The organism is Limosilactobacillus panis DSM 6035, from assembly GCF_001435935.1.
Classification (GTDB): domain Bacteria; phylum Bacillota; class Bacilli; order Lactobacillales; family Lactobacillaceae; genus Limosilactobacillus; species Limosilactobacillus panis.
This window is the reverse complement of record NZ_AZGM01000046.1, coordinates 1-5,943: the sequence shown is the minus strand read 5'-3', so window position 1 is coordinate 5,943 and position 5,943 is coordinate 1. Positions and strand designations below refer to the sequence as shown.

Genomic DNA, 5,943 nt, shown 5'->3' with positions numbered 1-5,943 from the left:
CGCGTCGAAGCGTGCTCCTAGTGTCTAGCGCCGCGAAGCAAGTCCATTGATTACGGGCAATTATTGGCCCGTTCCGTGCCAACAATCGTCCTATACTAGCCATACGGAGCACTCTGAAGCTTTTTTCCCAGCTTCTTCTTTTGTTATGGTAAACACGGTATAATTAGGGCAATAATCTAAGGCGAGGTATTGAATAAAATGGCTAAAGTTGAAATTACCATGGTCCGTCACTACCTGGATTGGTCCCTTCACCAGACCATCAACCAGGCTGACCTGATGACCCAGTTGGGTGTGCACGCCACGGGGGTCAACGGTGAGGACCTGACAAACAAGGTTGTCCTAAACTTGACCCAGGTCAACATTGACCAGCAAGGTGAGTATCCGGTCGCACTGAGTGTAATGGATGCCAGCGGGCAGACCGCTCAGGAATCGGTAACGCTGCATGTCCGGCCGGCTGGTCAGGTCGAGTCACCGACCAAGTCGACACCGCAAACCCCAACCAAGAAGAAACGCTACGGGGTAATTGCTATCCTGGTAGTGATTATCCTATTGCTGGTGTGGTGGGGAGTCAGTGCCCATAACCGGGCCCAACAACAGGAGCAAGCGGCAAATAACGACCAGCAGAGCAGCCAGATCGAACAGAACTCCAGCAGTATTTCAAAGCTGAGCTCGGATAACCAGAAGCTGGCTAACCAGGTTGCCCAGCTGAAGGGGGCGGCCCAACAGTACCAAAAGGATCACGACCAGCAGGCCTTGAACAACCGTTTGGATAAGATTGAGTCCCAGAACCAGCAGCTCCAGGACCAGACCCAGAGTTCCAGTACCCGGGAGCACTTAAGCCAGGTGACGAACGTGGTCAACAAAGTTCGCCAGGACCCGGAGGACGGGGTAAACGTGGTGAACAACCTGAAGAAGCAACCGGGTTTTGACCAGATCTGGGATGCAGTTTCGCAGAAGTTGTCCTCCTGGCTCGACCGCTTCAGTAACTAATAATTGACAGTCATTTAGTGGCCGATTAAAATAAAGTAAATACCCTTTAAGTGGCCCCGTGAGACCAGCAAGGAACGATGAAGAAAGTAACTGAGTTCTCCGTTAGTTTACGATGCTGATGGAGGACTTTTTAAGATGGAATTGAGGATGGATAAAGGAGGAGCAGAAAGATGGCACATGAAATTGTTGATGGGTCAAGTATGCAGCGGGCACTGACCCGGATTACCTACGAAATTATTGAACAGAATAAGGGGGTCGAGAACCTGGTATTTGTCGGCATCAAGACGCGGGGAATCTACCTTGCCAAGCGGTTGGCCAAGCGGCTCGACCAGTTGGAAAACGTTGATGTTCCAGTGGCAGCACTCGACGTTTCCTTGTATCGTGATGATCGGCACGTTCCGGATAACCACGTTGAGCCAACTGTACGGACGAAGCAGCTAGATGTTAATATTACCGACAAGCACGTTATCCTGGTTGACGACGTACTGTTCACGGGACGGACGGTCCGAGCCGCTCTGGATGCCCTGATGGATATGGGCCGGCCGAAGCGGATTTCGCTGGCGGTTTTGGTAGACCGGGGGCACCGGGAACTGCCAATCCGGCCGGACTTTGTGGGTAAGAACATCCCAACGGCGGCGGACGAGACGGTCCACGTTGCTGTGGAGGAATATGACGGTCATGAGGATATAACGATTGAAAGAAACTGAGTGCGGAGCGGCCCAAAAGCGGCCCTTTTGCCATGCTAAGCATTAGACGCGCGGCCGCAGAGCACGTTATCCTTGAAGGAAAAGAGATTAGAAATGAAACCCAAGAAACGACTATGTAACGCGTCGAGTTCGGCCTGTAGCTAGACAGTAGGTCCGGCGGCCCGGAGCACGTTACCGAGAAAATCAAAAATCACCAGCAGGCTCACTTGCTGGTGATTTTTAAATTATAATAGAGTCAACAAGATGCGGGGGTGCAGTTATGGCGTACAGTTTTAAAAAAGAGCAGAAAGACTTATATAACCCGGGAAAGCGCCCGATGGTAATTGATGTTCCTGCCATGAATTACTTGGCAGTTCGGGAGCACGGTGACCCTAACGAGACTAACGGTGAGTACCAACAATCGCTGCAGTTGCTGTACCCGGTTGCTTACACCATTAAGATGAGCAAGAAGGGTGACCACCACATTCCGGGATACTTTGACTTCGTAGTCCCGCCGCTTGAGGGTTACTGGTGGCAAGAAGGTGTTAAGGGGGTCGATTACCAGCATAAGGAACGGTTCAACTTTATTTCGATGATTCGGTTGCCTGACTTTGTTGATCGGGCAACGTTTGACTGGGCGATTCAAACGGCACAGGCCAAAAAAGACGGCGACTTCTCTAAGGTGGAGTTTTTACCTCAGCACGAAGGTCTGTGTGTCCAGGCGCTCCACATTGGCTCTTACGATGATGAACCGGAAACGGTGGCTAAGCTGCATGACTTCATTGCCAAAAAAGGCCTCCAGTTGGACATTAATGACCACCGTCACCACCACGAACTGTACCTTTCTGATCCCCGGCGGACGCAGGAAGCAAACCTGAAAACAGTTCTCCGGTTACCCGTTAAATAGTTTTTATTGCATTTGCAACAAAATCGTTATAGTATTTGAGCAAGGAGTTTTATCATGGTTGATATTTTACGCGAGATTGGAATGATTGACCGGGCGCTGGATTCAATCGCCAACATTGAGTTTAAGAAGGTTGACCTGGCGCGGGGGCAGTACCTGTACCTTGTTCGGATCTACGAGCACCCAGGAATCATTTCGGAACAGTTATCCAACCTGATAAAAGTTGATCGTACCACCATCGCCCGGGCAGTAAAGAAATTAGAGGCAAACGGCCTGATCGAACGGCGCCGGGGCCCCGACAACAAGAAGATCAAGCACCTTTACGTTACCGCAAAGGGAAAGCAGGTTTACCCCTTCATCATTCGGGAAAATGAACACTCGAATGCTGTTGCCCTTAAGGGGTTCACGGAAAAAGAGGCCGAGCAGTTGCACGACTTCCTTAGTCGGGCCCGCCACAATATTGACGGTGACTGGGACTTTGTAAAGCATGGTGGCAAACGGAAATACTAGTGTTCGAGGAGTGCAAGATTGTGCAAAAAGTAGTTGTCGACCAGAGTTTCTGGGAAATCTTCCCAGATGCGCAGGTCAATATCCTATATGCAAACGGTATTGATAACCACAATGATCAGGCCAATTTGACGGAGCGTCAGCAGTTGCTGAAAGATGCCACCGCTGCGGCGGGTCAGTTTCTAACGAACGAGACCTTCCGCCTGAACCCGGTTGTTGACCAGTGGCGGGGCGCCTTCCAGCAGTTTAAAAAGAAAAAGGGTGCCCGTTCTTCGATTGAGGCGCTGCTGAAACGGGTTAACCAGGGCCGCAACTTTGACCCGATTGACCCCCTAGTGGACGTGTATAACAGTGTTTCCCTGACTTATGGTGTCCCGGTGGGAATCGAGGACCGGGACAAAATTGCCGGTGACATGCACCTGGGCCAGGTTGATGGGGGTCAATCATTCCAGCCGGTTGGGGCCGACGGGGATGAACCGACCCTGCCAGGTGAGGTTGCCTACTATGACGACCAGGGTGCTGTCTGCCGGTGTCTAAACTGGCGGGATGCCCAGCGGACAATGCTGACGGCGGATTCACAAAACATCGTGGCCGTGATTGAAGCGGTCAATCCGGAGCAGGCGGCCCGGGCCAACGAGGCGATGGCCGAACTAAGTAAGCTTATTAACCGTTACTTCGACGTTCAACCCAGCCCGGTTTTCCACCTGACAAAGGGCCAACCAATTGCGGTTGTTCCAGGCAACCTGACGAAATAAAACATAAAAGTGCGCTCTAGTATTTGGATTTTTCCAAATATTAGAGCGCACTTTTATTTCCCGGGAAATTATTTCTCTTTCCAGTAACGGGCATTTATCAATAACTGCTTAGAACGCTGGTCTGCTGGGCGGTAGCCGCGTTTGAACAGGTGCTTGAAGTACATCATATTGTACAGCAAGGCAAATGCCAGTGACGGCCATGGGAAATCTAAGAGCCAGTTCAAACCAAAGAACATGGCAACTAGGGCGTAATCGATATCGAGGACAATCATCAGGATAAAGTTATAATAGTCACCCCGGAAGAGGGCCGGAAACGGACCAAACCACAAGGTCGTCCATGAGACCCCCACCTTGGAGATGCGGATGTCACCTTGATCATTAACTATCTTTGCGTAATTTGGTGGTAAGGGGAGATTGTTTAAATTGAATGGGTTTTGACCGTTGTTATTGTTGTTGCCAAACGGGTTTTGCATATCTCTTTTCCACTTCTTTCTTATAGATATTAATGATAACACACTCGCCGAGGTCACACTAATTTAATGCCGTAATGATAGCTTGACAACGGCTTCACAACGGGCGGTCTGCGGCATCATATCGATTGGCTGGATGTAATCAACGTGGTAGACACTGGTTAGCCGACGGAGGTTGCGGGCAAGCGATGCCATTCCACAGGAAACGTAGGCAAACTTGCGGGGCTTAACCTTGAGAATTTGCTTGATGAGGGCTTCATCTAGGCCCATCCGTGGCGGGTCAACAACGAGGGCATCAAACTGGTGTCCCTCGGCAAGCCACTTAGGCATCACGTCTTCGGCCTTGCCGACTTCGTAGTGGGCGTTTGTGATGCCGTTAAGCTTGGCATTGGCGTTAGCGTCGGCCACTGCTTCGGGGATGACCTCCATCCCCCGGACTTCCTTAACCCGGGGTGCCAGAGACAGGCCAATCGTCCCGATTCCGGCGTAGGCATCAATTAAAGTATCGTTTTTATCGAGCTCCAGAGCTTCGGCTGCCTGTTCATAAAGGGTCTCCGTTTGTTCCGGGTTGAGCTGCAAAAATGACTGGGCAGAGAGCTTAAAGTCCAGTCCCATCAGGCTCTCATTGATGGCTTCCTTGCCGGCCAGGTGGATCATCTGGTCACCCCAGACTAGTGGCGTATCCCCCGGATTGACGTTTTGCATTACGGAAACAACTTCTGGCAGCTGTTCTGCAATTTTATCGAGGAGCTGGTGCTTGTGGATCAGTTTAGGGGTGTTAGTGATTAAAGTCAGCTGGATCTCACCGGTCGTCCAGGATTCGCGAACGACGACCGTCTTGATGATGCCACTGTTGTGCTCTTCATCGTAGACAGGAATCTGCAGTTCTTCAATCAACTTAACAACGGTGTTGACGACCTTCATTGTCCGGGGCATTTGGACGGCACACTCCTGCATGTCAACAATGTCGTGGCTATTGGGCTTATATAGGCCCGCAACCACGTGCCCGTCGACCATTCGAACCGGGAACTGGGCTTTGTTCCGGTAGTGGTACTGTTCCGGTGCAGCAATGGTTGGGCGCACTTCGTAGTTGCGGTAACCGTAGGGCTGGAATTTTTCCAGACTATCAATAACGACCTGGCGCTTAAACTTTAATTGCTCCGGGTAGGCCAAATTTTCTAGTTCGAAGCCACCAGCCACATTAGCATAGCTATCGCGGGGGGTTACACGATACTTGCTCTTTCTCCGGATCCGATGAATCTTGGCCTCAAGAAAACGGGGGTGAACTCTAGTTACCTCTGCCACGACCACTTCACCGGGCAGGGCCCCGGGAACGAAGCAGACCTTGTGCTTAAAATAACCAATTCCGTGACCATTAATCCCCAGCCGCCGGATGGTCAGGGGAAAACGGTCGCTAACATTAACTTCAACTTGTGACGCAGCTTTATCTTTTGCCATGCTTACTCTCCTTATAGTAGTTTCTCTATTTTAGCACATCTCCCCGTTAAGAATGTGACGGCCGGCCCTGTATTGAAAGGGTGACTTTATAATCAAATCTTTGGAAATCATCTAATAACCCCGATTTAAAATTGAAGTGCAACACTTGATAACTAGACCAATTAGACTAGCTT

7 protein-coding genes are annotated in these 5,943 nt (G+C 50.6%); 5 read left to right on the top strand and 2 right to left on the bottom strand.

The features are described from left to right. Positions 1-198 precede the first annotated feature (198 nt). The 5 genes from FD32_RS03410 to FD32_RS03390 all read left to right on the top strand — a co-directional run bounded on the left by FD32_RS03410 (position 199) and on the right by FD32_RS03390 (position 3,842). Positions 199-990, top strand: a complete 792-nt coding sequence (locus FD32_RS03410) for a hypothetical protein (protein WP_047769866.1) — start codon at positions 199-201, stop codon at positions 988-990. Positions 991-1,160: 170 nt separating this feature from the next. Beyond that, positions 1,161-1,697: a bifunctional pyr operon transcriptional regulator/uracil phosphoribosyltransferase PyrR gene (gene pyrR, locus FD32_RS03405; protein WP_047769868.1), complete on the top strand. Its 537-nt coding sequence runs from the start codon at positions 1,161-1,163 to the stop codon at positions 1,695-1,697. A gap of 259 nt (positions 1,698-1,956) precedes the next feature. Next, the gene (locus FD32_RS03400; protein ID WP_047769870.1) at positions 1,957-2,583 is read left to right on the top strand and encodes a GyrI-like domain-containing protein; all 627 of its coding nucleotides are present in this window, start codon (positions 1,957-1,959) and stop codon (positions 2,581-2,583) included. 54 nt (positions 2,584-2,637) lie between these two features. After that, on the top strand, positions 2,638-3,090 hold the full coding sequence (locus tag FD32_RS03395; RefSeq protein WP_047769872.1) for a MarR family winged helix-turn-helix transcriptional regulator: 453 nt from the start codon (positions 2,638-2,640) through the stop codon (positions 3,088-3,090). 20 nt (positions 3,091-3,110) lie between these two features. After that, a complete protein-coding gene (locus FD32_RS03390; protein ID WP_047769874.1) occupies positions 3,111-3,842 on the top strand; it encodes a B3/B4 domain-containing protein in 732 nt (243 codons plus the stop codon). A gap of 68 nt (positions 3,843-3,910) precedes the next feature. Here FD32_RS03390 and FD32_RS03385 read toward each other — a convergent pair whose 3' ends face one another. Together FD32_RS03385 and rlmD are read right to left on the bottom strand one after the other, a co-directional pair. Continuing rightward, positions 3,911-4,315, bottom strand: a complete 405-nt coding sequence (locus FD32_RS03385) for a hypothetical protein (protein ID WP_047769876.1) — start codon at positions 4,313-4,315, stop codon at positions 3,911-3,913. A gap of 63 nt (positions 4,316-4,378) precedes the next feature. Beyond that, positions 4,379-5,770 carry a 23S rRNA (uracil(1939)-C(5))-methyltransferase RlmD gene (gene rlmD / locus FD32_RS03380; RefSeq protein ID WP_047769878.1) on the bottom strand — a complete coding sequence of 464 codons (1,392 nt, stop codon included), beginning with the start codon at positions 5,768-5,770 and terminating at the stop codon, positions 4,379-4,381. Between the last annotated feature and the right edge of the window lie 173 nt (positions 5,771-5,943).

What these genes read in the sequence shown, in the direction of transcription:
- FD32_RS03385 (WP_047769876.1), bottom strand. Translation starts at nt 4,315, where the DNA reads ATGCAAAACCCGTTTGGCAACAACAATAACAACGGTCAAAACCCATTC.
- FD32_RS03395 (WP_047769872.1), top strand. Translation starts at nt 2,638, where the DNA reads ATGGTTGATATTTTACGCGAGATTGGAATGATTGACCGGGCGCTGGAT.
- pyrR (WP_047769868.1), top strand. Translation starts at nt 1,161, where the DNA reads ATGGCACATGAAATTGTTGATGGGTCAAGTATGCAGCGGGCACTGACC.
- FD32_RS03400 (WP_047769870.1), top strand. Translation starts at nt 1,957, where the DNA reads ATGGCGTACAGTTTTAAAAAAGAGCAGAAAGACTTATATAACCCGGGA.
- rlmD (WP_047769878.1), bottom strand. Translation starts at nt 5,770, where the DNA reads ATGGCAAAAGATAAAGCTGCGTCACAAGTTGAAGTTAATGTTAGCGAC.
- FD32_RS03410 (WP_047769866.1), top strand. Translation starts at nt 199, where the DNA reads ATGGCTAAAGTTGAAATTACCATGGTCCGTCACTACCTGGATTGGTCC.